The 14,215-nt window shown below is 72.9% G+C and carries 17 protein-coding genes; 8 read left to right on the forward strand and 9 right to left on the reverse strand.

Annotation, left to right across the window (positions count from 1 at the left end; translation table 11 throughout):
* Positions 1-1,206, reverse strand: a complete 1,206-nt coding sequence (locus GA0070214_RS26360) for an FAD-dependent monooxygenase (RefSeq protein WP_091269197.1) — start codon at positions 1,204-1,206, stop codon at positions 1-3.
* Between the two features lie 70 nt (positions 1,207-1,276).
* Here GA0070214_RS26360 and GA0070214_RS26365 point away from each other — a divergent pair, with 70 nt between their 5' ends.
* Positions 1,277-1,858, forward strand: coding sequence for a TetR/AcrR family transcriptional regulator (locus GA0070214_RS26365; protein WP_091269198.1), 582 nt, complete (start codon positions 1,277-1,279; stop codon positions 1,856-1,858).
* Here the strand turns inward: GA0070214_RS26365 and GA0070214_RS26370 are convergent.
* From GA0070214_RS26370 to GA0070214_RS26380, 3 genes are read right to left on the reverse strand one after another with little or no spacing between them, the layout of a single operon-like run.
* Positions 1,849-2,502, reverse strand: a complete 654-nt coding sequence (locus GA0070214_RS26370; protein ID WP_244167860.1) for a response regulator — start codon at positions 2,500-2,502, stop codon at positions 1,849-1,851. The genes GA0070214_RS26365 and GA0070214_RS26370 overlap by 10 nt on opposite strands.
* On the reverse strand, positions 2,499-4,595 hold the full coding sequence (locus tag GA0070214_RS26375) for a sensor histidine kinase (RefSeq protein WP_091269199.1): 2,097 nt from the start codon (positions 4,593-4,595) through the stop codon (positions 2,499-2,501). The genes GA0070214_RS26370 and GA0070214_RS26375 overlap by 4 nt, the downstream gene beginning before the upstream one ends.
* A 25-nt stretch (positions 4,596-4,620) precedes the next feature.
* Positions 4,621-5,307: a hypothetical protein gene (locus GA0070214_RS26380; protein WP_091269200.1), complete on the reverse strand. Its 687-nt coding sequence runs from the start codon at positions 5,305-5,307 to the stop codon at positions 4,621-4,623.
* A gap of 225 nt (positions 5,308-5,532) precedes the next feature.
* Here GA0070214_RS26380 and GA0070214_RS26385 point away from each other — a divergent pair, with 225 nt between their 5' ends.
* Positions 5,533-6,690, forward strand: a complete 1,158-nt coding sequence (locus GA0070214_RS26385) for an acyl-CoA dehydrogenase family protein (RefSeq protein ID WP_091269201.1) — start codon at positions 5,533-5,535, stop codon at positions 6,688-6,690.
* 135 nt (positions 6,691-6,825) lie between these two features.
* On the opposite strand, the gene GA0070214_RS26390 is transcribed toward GA0070214_RS26385, so the two are convergent.
* The 3 genes from GA0070214_RS26390 to GA0070214_RS26400 form a co-directional block, all read right to left on the reverse strand.
* The gene (locus tag GA0070214_RS26390) at positions 6,826-7,215 is read right to left on the reverse strand and encodes a hypothetical protein (protein ID WP_091269202.1); all 390 of its coding nucleotides are present in this window, start codon (positions 7,213-7,215) and stop codon (positions 6,826-6,828) included.
* Positions 7,216-7,276: 61 nt separating this feature from the next.
* Positions 7,277-7,975 carry a class I SAM-dependent methyltransferase gene (locus tag GA0070214_RS26395; protein WP_091269203.1) on the reverse strand — a complete coding sequence of 233 codons (699 nt, stop codon included), beginning with the start codon at positions 7,973-7,975 and terminating at the stop codon, positions 7,277-7,279.
* 39 nt (positions 7,976-8,014) lie between these two features.
* Positions 8,015-8,458 carry a DUF5990 family protein gene (locus tag GA0070214_RS26400; RefSeq protein ID WP_091269204.1) on the reverse strand — a complete coding sequence of 148 codons (444 nt, stop codon included), beginning with the start codon at positions 8,456-8,458 and terminating at the stop codon, positions 8,015-8,017.
* A 535-nt stretch (positions 8,459-8,993) separates the two neighbouring features.
* On the opposite strand from GA0070214_RS26400, the gene GA0070214_RS26405 reads away from it, so the two are divergent.
* Together GA0070214_RS26405 and GA0070214_RS26410 are read left to right on the forward strand one after the other, a co-directional pair.
* The gene (locus GA0070214_RS26405; protein WP_091269205.1) at positions 8,994-9,527 is read left to right on the forward strand and encodes a PadR family transcriptional regulator; all 534 of its coding nucleotides are present in this window, start codon (positions 8,994-8,996) and stop codon (positions 9,525-9,527) included.
* On the forward strand, positions 9,511-10,197 hold the full coding sequence (locus GA0070214_RS26410; protein ID WP_091269206.1) for a GyrI-like domain-containing protein: 687 nt from the start codon (positions 9,511-9,513) through the stop codon (positions 10,195-10,197). The genes GA0070214_RS26405 and GA0070214_RS26410 overlap by 17 nt, the downstream gene beginning before the upstream one ends.
* Here the strand turns inward: GA0070214_RS26410 and GA0070214_RS26415 are convergent.
* Entirely contained in the window at positions 10,121-10,903 is a 783-nt protein-coding gene (locus GA0070214_RS26415) for a tetratricopeptide repeat protein (protein WP_091269207.1), read from the reverse strand. The two genes, GA0070214_RS26410 and GA0070214_RS26415, sit on opposite strands and share 77 nt — an antisense overlap.
* Before the next feature lie 314 nt (positions 10,904-11,217).
* On the opposite strand from GA0070214_RS26415, the gene GA0070214_RS26420 reads away from it, so the two are divergent.
* The 3 genes from GA0070214_RS26420 to GA0070214_RS26430 all read left to right on the forward strand — a co-directional run bounded on the left by GA0070214_RS26420 (position 11,218) and on the right by GA0070214_RS26430 (position 12,873).
* Positions 11,218-11,718, forward strand: coding sequence for a hypothetical protein (locus tag GA0070214_RS26420; protein WP_091269208.1), 501 nt, complete (start codon positions 11,218-11,220; stop codon positions 11,716-11,718).
* 88 nt (positions 11,719-11,806) lie between these two features.
* On the forward strand, positions 11,807-12,262 hold the full coding sequence (locus tag GA0070214_RS26425) for a hypothetical protein (protein ID WP_091269209.1): 456 nt from the start codon (positions 11,807-11,809) through the stop codon (positions 12,260-12,262).
* Positions 12,263-12,294: 32 nt separating this feature from the next.
* Positions 12,295-12,873, forward strand: a complete 579-nt coding sequence (locus tag GA0070214_RS26430; RefSeq protein WP_091269210.1) for a hypothetical protein — start codon at positions 12,295-12,297, stop codon at positions 12,871-12,873.
* A gap of 216 nt (positions 12,874-13,089) precedes the next feature.
* Here the strand turns inward: GA0070214_RS26430 and GA0070214_RS26435 are convergent, their stop codons facing one another.
* Positions 13,090-13,332, reverse strand: coding sequence for a hypothetical protein (locus GA0070214_RS26435; protein ID WP_139141908.1), 243 nt, complete (start codon positions 13,330-13,332; stop codon positions 13,090-13,092).
* A 450-nt stretch (positions 13,333-13,782) separates the two neighbouring features.
* Between GA0070214_RS26435 and GA0070214_RS26440 the strand changes: the two genes are divergently transcribed.
* On the forward strand, positions 13,783-14,124 hold the full coding sequence (locus tag GA0070214_RS26440; protein WP_139141909.1) for a hypothetical protein: 342 nt from the start codon (positions 13,783-13,785) through the stop codon (positions 14,122-14,124).
* Positions 14,125-14,215 lie beyond the last annotated feature (91 nt).

Consider the following 14,215-nt stretch of genomic DNA (forward strand, 5'->3'; position numbering starts at 1 on the left):
TCAGCGGGCGGCGGCCGGCGCGTCCGGCAGCGTGATCGCGCCGGCTGCCCGGCGGATCGGCTCGGTGACCCGGCGGATCATCCGCTCCCGGCCGGGCAGGCGCGGCATGAGCCGCAGCATCGACGTCTGGAACCGGATCCGGGCCGCCGACGACTGCACCATCCCCGCCAGGTTGCGCTCGGCCAGCCGCTGGTTCGCCTCGACGAACGGGCGCATCCGTCGCTCGTACGCGGCGAACCCGGCCACCGGGTCCCCACCGGCCTCGGCCAGCGCGGTGGCCAGCACGTACGCCCCGACCAGCCCGAGGCTGGTGCCCTGCCCCGAGGCCGGGGAGGGGCCGTAACCCGCGTCGCCGACGAGGCCGATCCGGCCGGTCGACCAGCGGTCCATCCGCACCTGGCTCATGGGCGCGAAATAGAAGTCCGGCGCGTCGGCGGCCGCGGCGAGCAGCTCGGGCACCCGCCACCCGGCTCCCTCGAACGCCCGGGCCAGCGCGGCCCGCTGGGCGGGCAGGTCCCGGTGGTCGGGCTCCTCGACGGGCGAGGGGAAGAGGAACAGGGCCCGCGCGTCGGGCGCCCCGGCGGTGCGGTAGACCCCGACGCTCCGGCCCGGCGCCGGGTGCATGAGCTCGACCCGCTCCTCGCCGAACTCGGCCGGGACGGCGCAGATGGCGATGTGGTGCCCGAGCGGGCGCAGGTGCGCGGCGGCGGGGCCGAACGCGAGCCGGCGTACCGTCGAGTGCAGCCCGTCCGCGCCGACCACCAGGTCGAAGCGGCGGCGCCCGCCCCCGGCGAACGTCACGTCCACCCCGTCGGCGGCCGGCTCCAGCGCGGCGATCGAGTCGCCGAAGAGGTATTCCACGTCGCGGGTCGCGTCGACGAGCAGCCGGGCGAGGTCCCCGCGCAGCACCTCGACGTCGTCGCCCTCCCGGCCGCCGAAGAGCGCGGCGTCCATGGTGGCCAGTTGCGTGCCGGACGCGTCCACGAAGCGGGCCAGCCGCATCCCGGTGTCGCGCCGGCGCACCTGGTCGAGCAGGCCCATCCGGTCCAGCACGGTCAGCGCCGCGCCCCGGACGTCCACCTTGTAGCCCCCGTCGCGCAGCGCCGGGGCGCGCTCGACGACGGTGGGCCGGAAGCCCTGGCGGCGCAACCACCAGGCGAGCGTGGGGCCGGCGACACCGGCGCCGGAGATCAGCACATCAGTCATGCCGATGACGGTACAAGCGTGTTAGACGTTTGTGCAAGACGCTTGTTCAAGGATCCGCTAGGCTGCCGGCATGGGAAATCGGGAGGACCTGCTCGCCGGGGCCCGGCGCTGCCTCATGGAGAAGGGCTACGCGGCCACCACGGCCCGGGACGTGGCCGGCGCGGCCGGCACCAGCCTGGCCGCCATCGGCTACCACTTCCGCACCACGAAGGCGCTGCTCAACGAGGCGCTCGTGGAGGCCCTGGCCGAGTGGGGCGACGAGCTGCAACGCGCCCTCGCCGAGGACGCCGGCCCGGACGCCACGCCCGAGCAGCGCTTCGAGGCGGCGTGGGAGCGGATCATCGAGTCGTTCGCCCGGCTACGGCCGCTCTGGGCCGTGCAGTTCGAGCTGATCGCGCAGCTCGACCGGACACCCGAGCTGCGGGAGGCGTTCGCCGGGGCCACCCGCGAGGCCCGGCTCGGGCTGGCCCAGGTCTTCCACCGGCTCGACCCGGCCCTCGACGAGCCGGACGCGCTCGCGCTCGGCGCCTTCCACCAGGCGCTCATCGGCGGCGTCGCGGCCCAGTGGCTGGTCGACCCGCCGGCGGCGCCCTCGGCGCCGGAGCTGACCCGCGCGCTGCGGGTCCTCGCCGCCGAGTTCCGTCAGGGCTGACCGAGGCCCGCCTCCCGGGCCCGGACGATGGCCTGTGCGCGGTCGGCCACCTGGAGCTTGGTCAGCACGTTCGACAGGTGGTTGCGGACGGTCTTCGGGCTCAGCGTCAGCCGCCGGGCGATGACCACGTTGCTCAGCCCCTGGGCAACGAGGTCGAGCACCTCGCGCTCCCGCTCGGTCAGCTCGGGGAAGGGGGCCGACCCGGCGCCGCGTGCCCCGGACAGGTAGCTCACCGCCCGGCTGGCGATGACCGGGCCCAGCAGCACCTCGCCGTTGGCCACCGCCCGGACCGCCCGCTCCACCTCGGCCGGGGCGGCGCCCTTGAGCAGGTAGCCCCGGGCCCCGGCGCGCAGGGCCGCGAAGACCCAGTCGTCGTCGTCCAGCATGGTCACCACCAGCACACCGACCGCCGGGTGCCGGGCCACGATCTCCCGGGTCGCCGCGACCCCGGACCGGCCGCCCAGGTGGAGGTCCATGATGATCACGTCGGGCCGGTGCTGGTCGGCGACCCGCAGCGCGGCGTCCGCGTCAGCGGCCTCGCCGACCACCTCCAGCCCGGCCGTCGAGGCCAGCAGCGCGCTCATGCCGAGCCGGAACACCGGGTGGTCGTCCACCACCGCGACCCGGATCGTCTCCCCGGTCACGGGACCACCGCGAACGGCTGCCCGGCCTCGTCCGCGGCGGCGTCCCCGGACAGCCGCCCGACCGGCACCCGCACGGTGACCGTCGTGCCGCCGTCCGGCCCCGGCGCGACCACGCAGACCCCGCCGATCCCCTCGGCCCGCTCCCGCATCGAGCGCATCCCGATCCCGGCCGGCGTGCCCGGCACGATGCCGCTGCCGCCGTCCTCGACCCGGAGGGTCAGTCCCTCGTCGTCGCGGTGCACGCTCACCCGGCAGTCCGTCGCGCCCGCGTGCCGGTGTGCGTTGCGGACCGCCTCGGACACGATGCCGTAGATCGCGGTGGCCACCGGCTCCGGCAGCGGCAACGGCTCGGCCGCCACCTGCACGGCCAGCCCGGAGCCCGCGTACCGCTGGGCCAGCTCGTGCAGCGCCGGGACGAGGCCGCGCTCGCCCAGCACCGGCGGCAGCAGCCCGCGGGCCAGGTCCCGGACGTGCTCCACCCGCTGGTCGGTCTCGTCGCGCAACCGGTCCAGCAACCGGCCGGCCGCCTCGGGATCCACGGTGAGCAGGTTACGGGCCGCCTGCAGGCCCAGCGCCACCCCGGCCAGCGCCGGGCCCAGCCCGTCATGCAGGTCCCGGCGCAGCTTGCGCCGCTCCTCCTCACGCGCCTCCGCCAGCCGGGCCCGGGAGGCGGCCAGCGCCCGGCCGGTGGCGGCCAGGCTCGCGGCCGAGGCGACCACCGGCACCAGGTCGAGCAGGGCGGCCCGGGTCCGCCCGTCCAGCCGCTCCCCCGCCCGGGCCCAGGCGACCAGCCGGCCGATCTCGGTGCCGCCCCGGCGCAGCGGCAGCACGAGCGGCGCGCCGACCGGACCGCCCGAGGAACCGTGCGCCGCGTACGGCTCCGGGCCGTCCACCTCGATGGCGCAGGCGCCCAGCCGGAGCAGGTCGGTCACACTGCTCGCCACCCCGTCGAGCACGTCCGCCGGGTCGGCCGAGGCGCTGAGCCGGCGGCCGACGCCCCGGACCACGCCGAGCGGCTCCACCGCCTCGCCGTGGATGAGCCGGTCCACGCCGCGCTGCACCCGGGACCGGGCCGGTTGCGTGCCGGCCGCCACCAGCGCGGTGACCAGCACCCCCGGCACGGCCGGCGACGACGGCAGCAGCCCGTCGAGCGTGCTCACCCCGATCACGTACGCGGCGACCAACAGGAAGGTGAGCAGGAACCAGACCAGGGTGCGGCGGACCGCGATCTCGATCCCCCACAGCCGCTGCCGGAGCACCACGGCCAGCACGGCGGCCGGGAAGAACGCCTGCGAGGCGAGCATCGCGGTCGGGGCCAGCCAGTCCGGGACCTGGCGGGCCCACTCGGCGGGGAAGCCGAGCGGCGCGAAGCTCACGGCGAGCAGCAGCGTGCCGACCGCCAGCCAGCCCAGCCCGACCCGCTCCCCCGCCGGCCCGGTACGCCACCGCCGCAGCACCCCGGCGGCGGCCACCAGCCCGAGCAGCGGCACCACCCGGAACAGCCACGGCTCCCCGGCCACCACGAACTCCGCCCAGCCGGGCGCGGTGACCGGGAACGGCGCGCCGGAGGGGTGCCCCGGCCGCCCCGGCCAGGTCAGGTGGAACACCGCGATCCCGGCGGTGGCCAGGGCGCCGGCCGCCACGGCGGCCCGGGCCGGCACGGGCGGCCGCACCTCCCGCACCAGCCAGGGCACCACCGTGATGAGCGACAGCATCCCGGGCACCCACGCCCAGTCCCGGGCCGAGGTGAGCAGCACCGGCGCGGGCAGGTCGGGCCGGACCGCCAGCAGGTCCACGTACTGCGCGCTCAGCGCCGACAGCCCGCCGCCCAGCCCGGTCGCGGCGAGCAGCCAGGCGACCGGGTGGCCGCGCCGCAGCAGCACCAGCCAGGCGACCGTGCCGTAGACCGCGCAGTCGGTGAAGTCGACCAGGAAGTAGAGCTGGGACAGGCCCCACGGCCGGCGGGCGGCCACCCAGCACCCGGCCGTACCCACGAGCAGCAGCGCGCAGCCGACGGCGACCAGCCGGGCGGCGACCGGGCGGCGGCGGTCGCCGCCGGCGCGGGACGGCACGGGCGTCGGCTCGGCGGGCATGGCCCTGATCCTGGCAGGCACCGGGTCAGTTGCCGAGACCCCGCCGCTCCAGCGCGAATGTCAAGCCGGCGACAGTCGCCCAGAGCGCCGCCGGGGCCAGCGCCAGGTACTGCAGCGGCACCGCCTGCGTGACCACCACCAGCAGCGTCATCACCAGGCTGAACACCGCCAGCCACCGGCTCACCGACCGGCGGCGCAGCCCGGCCACGGCCACCGCGCCGGCGCTCAGCCCGGCACCGGCCCACACCCACGGGAGGGTGCTGTAGAGGGCGGCGAGCGCGGCGACGGTGTCGGCGTCGGTCTCGGCCAGGTGCCGCAGGTCCCAGTACAGCTCGGTGGACACCCCGCCGCCGACGAGCAGCAGCGCCGCGGTGAGCAGCAGGCCCGCCGCGGCCACGTCGGGCAGCAGGCCGCCGGCCGGCTCCCGGGCGGCCAGGCGCCGCCGCAGCCCGGCCGCGAAGACCGCCAGGCAACCGGCGGCCAGCACGGCCAGGACCTGGAAGACCCAGAGGTACGCCTCACGGCCGTCCATGGCGGCCACGTAGCGGGCGTTGTCCGCGAGGAGCGCGGGGTCCACGTCGGTCAGCGCCGGGCTGAACTGGAAGAGGGCGATGCCGGTGAGGCCGGCGACGGCTCCGGCGACCGCCCAGCCACGGCGGGGGCGGTCGGTGGCGGCCGGCACCGCGGTGCCGTCGAGCAGGGCGCTGGTCATGGTTCCTCCTTCGGGTACGCGAACGCGGCGGAGCGCCGCTCGGTGCAGCGTCACCGTCCCGGCGTCCCGGGCGCATGGGTCGGGGTGTCCCGACCGCCCGGGCGGTTCCACCGGCGCACCCGGGCCACGCCGGTGTCCCGACCGGTCGGTGCCGGTGTCCCTGGCGGCCGGGACGCCGGGCCGCCCACCGTGGATCCGCCACACCGATGCCGAGGGAGGCCACCGATGGCGCACGACCTGCTGACCGCCGTACGCGAGCTGACGCCCGAGCTGACCGCGCGGGCCGCCGAGATCGAGCGGGCCCGGGAGCTGCCCGCCGACCTGCTCGACCGGCTCCGCGCCGCGGGCTGCTTCCGGATGTTCGTGCCGCGCAGCCACGGCGGGTACGAGTTGGACCTGCGCACCGGCATGGCGGTGCTGGAGACCCTGGCCCGGGCCGACGGCTCGACCGGCTGGACGGTGATGATCGGCGCGGAGACCCCGCACCTGCTGGCCCTGCTGTCCCGGGAGCGGTTCGACAAGCTCTACGCCGCCGGCCCGGACGTCGTGGTGGCCGGCGGCTTCGCCCCGCAGGGCCGGGCCGAGCTGGCCGACGGCGGCTTCCAGGTCAGCGGGCGCTGGGCGTTCGCCAGCGGCTCCCGGCACGCCGACTGGATCTTCGGCAACTGCCTCCTCACCGCCGACGGCCAGCCGCTGCCCGGCGCCGACGGCGGCCCGCCGGAGACCCGCTCGATGCTGTTCCCGGCCGAGCGGGTGACCGTCGTGGACACCTGGCACGTGCTGGGCCTGCGCGGCACCGGCAGCCACGACGTGGTGGTCGACTCGGCCTTCTGCCCGGCGGAGGCGAGCTTCGACCTGTTCACCGGCAGGCCGTGCCTGCCCGGCCCCGGGTTCGTGGCGCCGCTGGCGCAGTTCGTCCTGCACCTCGGCGCGGTGGCGGTCGGCATCGCGCAGGGCGCGCTGGACGACATGACCGACCTGCTCACCGGCGACCGGCAGCGGCTCTACGCGCGGCAGCCCCTCGCGGACTCCCCCTCCTTCCGGATCCACCTGGGCCGGGCCGACCTGAACGTGCGCGCCGCCCGGACCCTCCTCGCCGACCTCGCCGACGAGCTCTGGGCGGCCTGCGCCCGGGACCCGGAGCGCATTCCGGCCCTGCAACCGACCATCTCCGCGGCGCTGCCCTGGGTCACCGAGCAGGCGATCGACGCGGTGGCCACCTGCTACCGGGCGGCCGGCGGCGGCGCGGCCCGCGACTCGTCCCCGCTCCAGCGCCGCTTCCGGGACATCCACACGTTCGCCCAGCACGCGGCGGCCGCGGAGGGCTGGCTGGGCAACAACGGCGCGCACCTGCTGGGCCGGCCGGTGACGCTGGCGTACTGACTTCTGTCACGGGACCGGTGCCGGAGCCTCCGACCGGCTCTTGTCAGGTGAGGTCCGGGTCGGCGCGAGGGGCGCCGGCCCGTTCGGCGGGCCGGTCGTCGTGGGGGGTTCGGCGGCCGGCCCTGCCGCTTCCGGTCACGGCGCCGCCCGGCGGCGCAGCCAGCGGGTGCCGCCGCTGACCAGCGTCGCGCCGATGGCGGTGCCGACGGCGACCATCGCCGCCCCCACCGCCCAGAGCCCGGTGTCGTCCGTGGACGCCGCCCGCGCCGCCCAGGTCGCCGTGAAGGCGACCGTCAGCACCGGCGCCACCAGCCACGGGCTCGCGAACCAGCCACCCACGGCGGCGATCACGATGAGGGTGAGCACGGCGGCGGCCACCTGCCAGGCGGCGTACGGGCCGCTGGTCGCGCCGGTCTCCGGATCGACCGTGTAGCCCGACTCCCAGCCGAGCCAGGCCCACCAGGCACCGACCGTCGCCGCCGCCAGGAGGAGACCGGTGAGCAGGGTACGCGCCGTCTTCGTCACGGCCCGATCCTGCCGGGTCGCGTCGCCGAGCGGATGAGCATCCGTACTCGGGTGGTGGTCGCTACGAAGGTACGACCCGCACCCCGGGCCAGGGTCTGCGCCAGATCGCTTCCCACTGGGTCCACTGCCCCGGTGCGGGTGGTGTGCGTTCGGTGCGGTCGGCTCTGATCGGTAGCAGCGCCTGCCAACCGTCGAACAGTTGCTGGAGTTCGTCCTCGCTGAAGAAGTGGATGTCCAGCCCGTTCTTCGCTCCCGCGGTGTAGCGGACGCTGAACCCCTGGTCGGCACCGCGCTCGATGACCTCGTGAGCCGGCCACACGTCGGTGCCGGTGGCGTTGACCCGGACGCACAGCAGGCCCCCGGGTTCGACGCGCCGCTGCGCGGCACGGATGTGCCGGTGCGCCTGGTCGCGGTTGCCGTGCTGGAACACCTGGATCCCGATCACGAGCGGCCAGGTCCGGCCGACCGGTAGCGACTCCAGGTCGCCGTGCCGCAGCCGATCCGCCCGGTCGGGCCGGCGTCGGGCGAGCTGACGGACCGCCTCGGCGGAGACGTCCAGGCCGACGACGTCCAGGCCACCGTCGACCAGTGGCAGCAAATTACGGCCGTTGCCGCAGCCGACGTACAGGCCCGAGCTGATGCCCTCCCTGGCGGCGGCTGCGAGGATGTCGTCGACGAACGCCACGGGCGGCTCGCCGGCGTAGCGGCCCCGCCGGTACTCCTCATTCCAGGCCTCAGAGGCCGTCGGCAGCGCACCCATCGCGCCAGGGTGGCAGACGACTGGAATCGGCGCGACCCCTCACTCCAGTGCCCACATGATCTGTGGCGGCCGGACCCGGGCGCAGAGCGGTCCGCCGTCGGCGTCGGTCAACCCGAGCCGGCCGACCAGCACGCCGGCACCATCGTGTCCGGCGCGGAGCAGCCCGGTCGGTATGTCGCCGAACATCAGCTTGGCCCGCCGGAACATCTCGAAACGGCCATCCGTCACCGCACCCCAGCTCAGATAGAGGAACCGCGCGCCGGGTCGCCCGTGCACCCACGGCCCGCCGACGTCGAGCAGCCCGTCCACCTCGCGGGTGGTGACCTCGACCTGCCAGGAGGCTTCCCGCGCGTCGGCCGGGATCCGGTCGACCACCTCGGCCTTGCGCTGGATCCCGACGTGCACGTTGCGGAGCCGGAGCAGGTCCGCCTCAGCGCCCGCGCGCCGCCCCGGCAGGTCGCTGCCCTCGATCCGGATCAGCATCCCTCAACTCTAGGGCTGCCCGCCGACGCATCCGCCCTCCGTGTGGTGGCCGTCCTCTAGCCAGCCCGATCCTCGCGCGGGACGGACACGAAGCCGTTCTGATCAGCACGGCCAGGGCAGCGTCCGTAGCAGCGGGGGGGGGTCGGCTGTACCGTCCCTGCGTGGAGCGCGCGGAACTGATGTCTCTGCTCGCCTGGGACGACGGGGTGACCGAGGCGTGCCGGACCGCCCTTGAGCAGGGCGCGTCCTTCCACATCTGGGACGGATCGGTCCCGCGGTGCCGCTCAGTCGTCGCCACGGCGGCTGACCAACAAGGTGCGTGATGCGCCGGGCGGGGGGCGGGTCGCGGTGTCCGATATTCAGTCCCGGGATCGCTCCGGGGACCTACCCGTGCCCACCCCCCGTAGCCGCGCTGCCCCGCATGGGAAGCCCTGACCGGCCAACTGCGGCGCACCGTAACAGCCGGCTGCGACACCGCGCCCCCGTCCCTCACCGACGGGCAGCAACGGTTCTATTCTAACGCTAGAATGTTCCAGTGGAGTTGACCGCCAACGAGCTGACCGTGCTGGGCCTGGTCATCGAGCGCCCGCAGCACGGCTACGACCTGGAGCAGGTGATCGAGCAGCGCGGCATTCGCCAGTGGACCGACATCGGGTTCTCCTCGATCTACTACCTGCTCGCCAAGCTGGAGACGCGCGGCCTGCTCCACGTTCCGCACGCTCCCGCCGCCGCGAAGTCCCGCCGCGTCTTCCACGCCACCGCCAGAGGCCGCGAGATTGCGGCGCGCACCGCGCTGACCCTCATCGCCGAGGCACGGCCGGTTCCGCACCCACTGCTGGTCGGCCTCGCCAACCTGCCACTGCTCTCGCAGCGGGAGTACGCGCAGGCGCTGCGTAGCCGGTTGGCGCAGGTCGAAGCCCGCATCGCCGCGGTCGAGGCAGCGCAGCAGGCACCGACTCCCCTCCCGCTCGCGGCGCGTGAGGTGTTCTCGTACTCGCTGAGCCTGCTGGACGCGGAGCGGCAGTGGCTCACCACCCGAGCCGAGGTACTCGATGACGAACAAGATTGACTTCAAGAAGACTCTCGACACCTACCGGGCGCCGCGGGGCCGATTCCGGATCGTCGACGTGCCCGACCTGCGATACCTCATGATCGACGGCCATGGCGACCCCAACACGTCGCCCGCCTTCACCACGGCCGTCGAAGCGCTCTATCCGGTGGCGTACAAGCTGAAGTTCGCCAGCAAGGCGGACCTCGGGCGCGATTACGTCGTTCCGCCCCTGGAGGGCCTGTGGTGGGCCGAGGACATGGATTCCTTCACGGCGGCGCGGGACAAGTCGCGGTGGAACTGGACGCTGCTGCTCATGGTCCCGGACTGGATCGACGAGGCCATGTTCTCCACCGCCGTCGAGCAGGCCGGGGCGAAGAACCGGTCAGCGCGTCTCGATGACGTCCGCCTGGAGACGCTGTCCGAGGGGCGGTGCGTGCAGACACTGCACGTCGGCGCCTTCGACGATGAGGCTGACGTACTCGCGCAGATGCACCACGAATTCATCCCCGGCCAGGGGCTTCGGATGGCCGGCCTCCACCACGAGATCTATCTCAGCGACTTCCGTCGAGTCGCCCCCGACAAGCAGCGCACCATCCTCCGGCAGCCCGTTACTACCGCGGCCGGTGGGCTCGCTCGATCAGCGTCTGCGCATCGTGAGGGCGGCCCGCGAGGCGGGCTGCCTCGGTGATCTCGTCGGCGGACATGAGCGGTGCGATCTGGACCGCCTCGACCGCGCCCCGGTTGTCGCCCCAGTCGAGCATGCGCAGGAACCACCGGACCGCCTGCACTCGGTCCACGGGCCCGCCCACACCGTCCCGCCACGCTTGCGCCAACGCGTACATCGCCACCACCGAGCCGCTCTCGGCGCCGCGGACATTCCACTCCCGGGCTCGCTCCTGCTCGCCGTCGGCGGCGAGGCACTCCGCGAGTGCAGCAGCACCGGCACCCAACCCGAGTTCGGCCGACCGCTGGAACATCAGCCTCGCGCGGCCCTGGTCGGGTGCGACCAGTTCGCCTCGCCGGAACAGCACGCCCAGATTGAAGGCGGCGTAGCTGTCCCCGGCCTCAGCCGCCGCAGTGAGCAGCGAGATGGCACGAGGCACGTCCCGCTCGCCGTCCACGCCGTTGAGAAGCATGACGGCGAGACCTCTGCTCCCCGCGGGGTGACCTTGACCGGCGGCGGACTCGAAGTATCGGCGAGCCTCGGCCGGCCGGGAAAGGTGCTCCAGGAAAAGGCCGCCCGCCAGCGCCTGCGCGTCGGCGTCACCGCCGTCGGCCAGCGCCAGGAGTTCGGGCAGACGCCGTTGCACCTCGGCCCGCGCAGCGAGATCGCCCCGCGTCATGCGCCCGAACAACTCCTCGAAGTCACCGGGGCGAAGACCTTCCTTACCCATACCTGTTCGCTCCCCGCTCCAGACTCCGATGAGCAACCTCGGCGTCACGCTCACACCCGCCGCGTGGGCCACAGCGTAGGGCAGTCGGCTGGTCGGTGGTGTCCGGAGAGTTGATCGCGTGGCCGGCCCAGTCGTGATGCCCGGGACACCGGGCCGGCCTGCGCCTCGCGTTCCCGTGACCGTCGCGTACCCGGTTGCTGGCCCGTTGTCGACCGCTGCCTGCTCTTTCGTGCTTGCGTGCGGGGCCCCGTTCGGGAGAGTCCGCGAGAGGACGCCCTCTCGCTCTGGCGTCGTCTGACCTGGGGGCTGGACGCATGTGCGTGGTGGATGTCGCGGCCAAGGAACTCGCTGTTGCCCGGTTCCTCAAGGAGCATCCGCCACCACGCCAGGTTGACAGCGACCATCCCGCGCTGCGGGGCTGCGCCGAGGTCGCCTGGTCCGACATCCCTCGCTGTCTCGCGGCAATTCCGTCTCTGTTCCGTGGCCTTCTCGACGAGGCTGCCGCCCCCGAGGCCGCGCCCGTGCTCACCAACGTCCTGATGGACGGCGTTTTCCACCTGAGCCCGGCGATGCCGGCGGCGTTGCCGTTCCTGCTGCGCCTCGTGGCCGACCCGGATGTCTCCGTACGGTCCAGCCTGCTCGACGTTGTGGTGATCGCCGCCGAACTGTCCCAGCCGGTCGACGCGGACAACGACCGCGCGGTCCTGCTACTCGGTCACGACAGCGACCATCCGGAACGTGAACAGTGCCGAGCCGTCTTCTCGGAACATGCCTCGCTGCTGCGCGTTCAGAGCTTGCCTTCAGCAGATGGCTGAGTCCGCCGACCCGCAGTAGCCTGCCCGGCGGGCTGACTGAGACCTGTCCTCGACAGCGAGCGGCAGGGTCCGTACGAAGGAGGGTGCGTTGTCCGCTGTCGCGTCACTGACCCTGATCCCCAGAAGCAGCATCCCCGAGCTGGCCCGTTCGGCCCGCACCTCGTCATCGTCACTCCACTCGTTCCTGGCCGAGCACGGACGCGAGTCCCCGGAGGAGTACGACTGGTCCGGGTACTGCATGCTGCACGTCCTGAGCTATCTGGAGGAGCACGGCGTAGACCTGGAGCAGTCGGAGTTCGATGCCGTGTCCGCGGCCGTCAACAAGGTCCACGACCTCACCGTGTTCATCACGCCGGCCCACAAGCGGTTCCTGGGTCAGCTCGACCCCGCACGCCACCGCCCGGAGGAGTTGGCCGCCCACTTCGAGGAGATGGGGCTGGACTTCGAGGAGAGCGGCATGGCCGGCTTGGACGGGCTGACGCTGTTGCGGGACAGCATCTCCGACCTCCGCGACGACCAGGTTCTGCTGCTGCACGTGGGCTGAAGCCAGATGCGCCGTCGTGGCAAGGTCGGCACATGAGCATCGATGACGAGATTGCTCGCTTCGAGTGGTCTCGTATTCCGACGTATCTGGGCCACGCCGAGATGGTGCCCGGTGCCGTGCGGAGCCTGGTCGCGGCTGCGAACGAGGAGGAAGCTGCCCGGCTCGGCGGGTGGATGGAGCGCATCCTCCTGTCCGTGGCCGGCCCGTGCGAGGGTTGCGCGCCGGTCGCCACCGTCCTGGTCGCGGCGCTGCCCGAGATGACGCCGGCCGGGCACAGCGTGGCCCTCGATCTCCTGTCGGTCATCGGCGCCGCCGAGGTCACCGGACCGTCGCACGAGCAGATCGGTGCCGTGGACGTCGACGAGATCCGCCGGGCGGTGACGGCCGGCTTCCCTCATTACGTCGCGGTACTCCAGGCGGAGTCCTCCGCAGAAGGTGAGCTCCACTCCTGCATCGACCTCGTGGGGATCGCGGCGCTTTACGATCCCCGCCTGGCGGCAGCTGGGACCGCTGCGCTCACAGCGATCCGGACGAGCGGTCGAGGCGAAGATCTGGCTGCTCTGATCGAGAACGCGCTCGCCGATCTAGAAAATCCTCCATGGGAGGCCTGAGCAGGGAGTTTGCGTGGTGGGGCGGGCGGGACTCGAACCCGCGACCGAGGGATTATGAGATCAAGGTGCAGGCTCAGACGACCTGGGCACGTGCGGGTCTAGCAGCGGAAACACCTCTCGACATCTCACACCACTCCCCCGCCGTCCGCCGACCTCTTGCGGACCAGATGCGGACCGCTCACCTACCAGCGCCCAACGCTGATCATGCCGCACCTGCTAGGGCATCAAGGCGATGATCCAGCGAACCATTCGGACAACTCCCGCAACGATGCCGACCAGAAACGGCAGCAGAGCCAACGCAGCGAACAGGCGGGCGAAGAGCCGGCGCCTCGGTGTCGCACCGCGTCCCATCCGACCAACCATCGCCATCTGCGACTCGAACAGGTATGGGCTCGGCTGGTCGCTGGTCATGTAGCCGAGCGCGTCGTCGCCTCGCCGGGGTTTCTGCCGGTCTGCCATGACCACATAGTGCAATGCCGCGTCACCCTCGGCGTCGAGTAGTGGGCGACGGGGATCGAACCGGCACCGTCAGTTTGGAAGGACGAAGATCATCGCTAACAAGCACCTGGTGGGCCAGGTCAAGGCAGGAAGTGCGTGACCGCTCGTGCCTCCTGGTGACGGTCCGGTGAACCGACTACTGGCACGTGGTTGGCACGGCGACCTACGAACCCAAGACGCCTGTCGGCCGGCGTTGGCTACTGCCGCTAACCTGCTCGTCCTGTCGGCTTGCATCCGGGCCAGTCGACTGGCTGTACGGATGGCTGTACACCCAGGTACTGAAAGGCCTGGATGATGAGCCTCTCACTCTTCTATGCGAGGTCGGGGGACGCAATGACTTCTGTGATCGGCCAAGACCTGGCGGCGGATAGGGTCCACGCGTGGCCCCGCGCCCTGGTAGGGGCAGCGGTGGTGAGCTCGACCGTCCTTGCGACCTCCTTGACGGTGGTGCAGACCAACGGCCCGGTTTGGTGGGTGCTGTGGTGGCTTCCGGTCCTGATTGCGGCATACCCCTTCATTTTCGTGGATCGTAGGCAATTTTTCTGGGCTTGCCTGGAAAGTGCAGTGCTGATACTCGTCCTGGCGGTCCTGGGCTTCTGGTTCCTTCTGTTCCTGCACCTTCCCGCCGCCCTCGTTCTTCTCGCCGCGATGGCTGCAGATCCGCGGCAGGCACCCGAGCGGGCTCGTGTTGCGGTAGTCATCGGCGGGCTGCTAGCGGCGACGGCAACAACGCTTCACCTCCTCTATTGGTAACTCCTTGGCATAGCCAGCTCGCCGTACCAACCCACCCCGCCCGGATCCCCACCTCTGTCGCGGCCGTCGTCTCCCCACTCCTCGTAACGGC

It is taken from the genome of Micromonospora chaiyaphumensis (assembly GCF_900091435.1).
GTDB classification, from domain to species: domain Bacteria; phylum Actinomycetota; class Actinomycetes; order Mycobacteriales; family Micromonosporaceae; genus Micromonospora; species Micromonospora chaiyaphumensis.